This is a genomic window from Mycobacterium sp. NAZ190054 (assembly GCF_001545925.1).
Classification (GTDB): domain Bacteria; phylum Actinomycetota; class Actinomycetes; order Mycobacteriales; family Mycobacteriaceae; genus Mycobacterium.
On record NZ_LMVQ01000353.1, the window covers coordinates 1 to 3,014 of the forward strand.

At 72.2% G+C, this 3,014-nt stretch carries 4 protein-coding genes; all 4 read left to right on the plus strand.

Annotated elements, in window-relative coordinates:
* Positions 1-1,507, plus strand: a 1,507-nt coding sequence (locus tag ASJ79_RS33345; RefSeq protein ID WP_197420316.1) for a protein kinase family protein, incomplete at its 5' end; no start/stop codon positions are given.
* Positions 1,508-1,590: 83 nt separating this feature from the next.
* Positions 1,591-2,163, plus strand: coding sequence for an RNA polymerase sigma factor SigM (gene sigM / locus ASJ79_RS21455; RefSeq protein ID WP_067959645.1), 573 nt, complete (start codon positions 1,591-1,593; stop codon positions 2,161-2,163).
* Between the two features lie 51 nt (positions 2,164-2,214).
* Positions 2,215-2,823 (plus strand): hypothetical protein, encoded by a 609-nt coding sequence (locus tag ASJ79_RS21460; protein WP_067959648.1) that lies wholly within the window; start codon positions 2,215-2,217, stop codon positions 2,821-2,823.
* A 101-nt stretch (positions 2,824-2,924) separates the two neighbouring features.
* Positions 2,925-3,014, plus strand: a 90-nt coding sequence (locus ASJ79_RS32580) for an FAD-dependent oxidoreductase (RefSeq protein WP_156448565.1), incomplete at its 3' end; no start/stop codon positions are given.

Consider the following 3,014-nt stretch of genomic DNA (forward strand, 5'->3'; position numbering starts at 1 on the left):
CGAGCCCACCGTCGAGACGTCCGTCACCGAGGACGTGCACCTGATCCCGGGTGCGACGGTCGTCGACGGGCGTTACCGGCTGCTGGTGTTCCACGGCGGACCAGCGCGGCTGCAGTTCTGGCAGGCCCTCGACACCGCGTTGGACCGCCAGGTCGCGCTGACGTTCGTCGACCCCGAGGGCACCCTGCCCGAGCGGCAGGTGCAGGAGATCCTGGACCGCACCCAGCGCCTCAGCCGCATCGACATGCCCGGCGTGGCGCAGGTCCTCGACGTCGTCCGCAACGGGTCCGGCGGTCTGGTGGTCTCGGAGTGGATCCGCGGCGGCTCGCTGGCCGAGGTGGCCGACACCAACCCGTCCCCGATCGGCGGTGCCCGGGCCATCCAGTCGCTCGCGGCCGCGGCCGACGTGGCCCACCGCAACGGGGTCGCGCTGTCCATCGACCACCCGAGTCGGATACGGGTCAGCATCGACGGAGACGTCGCGCTCGCGTTCCCCGCGACGCTGCCCGACGCGTCGCCCGACGACGACATCCGCGGGATCGGCGCGGCGCTGTACGCGCTGCTGGTCGACCGGTGGCCGCTGCCCGAGACCGGAGAACCCGGCGGGCTCGAACCCGCCGACCTCGACGCCGCCGGTCAGCCCGTCGAACCCAAGATCGTCGACCGCGACATCCCGTTCCAGATCTCGGCCGCCGCCGCGCGGGCGGTCCAGGAGGGCGGCGGGATCCGCAGCGCGCCGACTCTGCTCAACCTGCTGCAGCAGGCCACCGCGATCGCCGACCGCACCGACCACATCGCCCCCGTGGACGACCCGGCGGCGGAGGCCGGCGACGGCGACTACGACGCCGAGTTCGACCCGGAGGCCGCCGAGCGGCGCCGCAAGGGCCTCATCGTGGGGCTCACCGTGGCGGGTGCGATCGCGATCATCGCCGTCATCCTGCTGGGCACCGCGCTCAGCCGGATCTTCGGTGACGTCGGCAGCGGGCTCGGCGGTGACGAGCTGGGGTTGAACGCACCGTCGCCGTCGTCGACCGACGCGACTCCCACCCAAAGCGGCGCGGTCGTCGAACCCGTCGCGGTGACGGTGTTCTCCCCCGAAGGGGAAGCCGACGCGCCGGACCTGGCCGACCTGGCGATCGACGGGAACCCGTCGACGGTGTGGCCGATCGACACCTACACCGATGCCGTCCCGTTCCCGAACTTCAAGAACGGCGTCGGCCTGATGCTGGAACTGCCCGAGCCGACGAAGCTGAGCTCGGTCACGGTGAACCTGAACAGCACCGGGACCTCGGTACAGATCCGGTCGTCGTCGACGGACTCACCGTCATCGCTGGAGGACACCACGGCGCTGACCGATCCGACCCCGCTTCGGCCCGGCTCCAACACCATCGAGATCTCCGACGCCGAGCCGACCTCGAACGTCCTGGTGTGGGTGTCCACCCTGGGCCAGGTCGACGGCGAGAGCCGTTCCGACATCGCGGAGGTCACCCTCAACGCGGCGTCCTGACCGCGGCGCCCTTAACCGGGCTCCCCGGCCGGCGGCGAAAACTGGTGCTCAAGGCCTCCCCCGGCGCCGATTAGTGTTCGGCTGTGGGGATATTCGGTGGCACGCGGGGGCGGTCCGGGCAGCCGCGCACCGATGCCGAACTGCTGACCGCCCACGTCGGCGGTGACCGGTACGCGTTCGAGGAACTCTTCTACCGCCACCACCGACAGCTCTACCGGCTGGCACAGCTGACCAGCAGAGACCCCGACGACGCCGCCGACGCGCTGCAGGACGCGATGCTGGCCGCGCACCGCACGGCCGCCACTTTCCGCCACGACTCCGCCGTCAGCAGCTGGCTGTACCGCATCGTCGTCAACGCGTGCCTGGACCGCCTGCGGCGCAACCGAACCCGTGACTGCGACGAACTCGACGACCGGCTCTGCGGCGGCGTCGACCCGACGGGGCACGTGGACACCGCCATCGTGATCGAGCGTGCACTGATGCGGCTGCCCGTCGAGCAGCGGGCCGCGGTCGTCGCGGTGGACATGCAGGGATACAGCGTGGCCGAGACCGCGCGCATGCTCGGCGTCGCCGAGGGCACGGTGAAATCGCGGTGTTCGCGGGCCCGGACCAAACTCGCCGAGTCGCTGCACTTCTTCGCTGCTGCCGCGGAGTGACCTCCGTCCGATAGCCTCGAACGATCTGTCGGGCGACGATCGGCGGGCGGGATGGACAGCGGCGCGGGCCAGGATCCCGACCCCGACGTGCGCCGCGCACTGGAACGCCTCGGAAACGACCCGGACAGCGCTCCGGAGGTGCCGGCCGACGTGACCGCCCGGATTGCTGCGTCGCTGCGGGAGGCCTCGCGCACCGGCGCCCACACGTTGTCCCGCCCGACGCTGACCCGGCGCCAGCGGGCGGGTCTGGCCGCCGGTGTGACGGCGGTGACGGCCGGCCTGGTGGTCGGTGCGGTGATGCTGGTCCGCGATCCCGGACCGGTCTTCCCGACCGGCCCGACCGCGTCGCTGATCACCGTCGCCGGGCACGCGGACGGTTTCCCGCTGCCGGACGCCGAACTGCGGGCCCTGCTCGGCACGGCCCCCGATCTGGGTCCGCTGACCGATCCCCGGCGCCGCGGCTCCTGCCTGGCCGGCCTGGGCTACGCCCCCACCCTCGAGATCCTCGGCGGCCGCCGGCTCGAGATCTCCGGACAACCGGCCGTGGTGTTGCTGCTGCCCGGCGCGACCCCCGCGGAGATCTCCGCCGTGGCGGTGCCGGCGGCCTGCGACGCCGCCCGGACCGCGGTGCTCGCCGAGACCGTCGTCGCGCGCCCGTGAGCGCGGTCGGGAACACCCGGGCCTACCCTGTTGTTTAGAGAACGCGGTTGTTTACGCAGCTGCGGTTCTTGAGAACTCTCGCCGCAGGCAGAAAGGGACGCATGACCTCCTCAGAGACCGTCCACGACGTCATCATCATCGGGTCCGGCCCGGCCGGGTACACCGCTGCGATCTACGCGGCCCGCGCCCAG

What these genes read in the sequence shown, in the direction of transcription:
- ASJ79_RS21460 (WP_067959648.1), top strand. Translation starts at nt 2,215, where the DNA reads ATGGACAGCGGCGCGGGCCAGGATCCCGACCCCGACGTGCGCCGCGCA.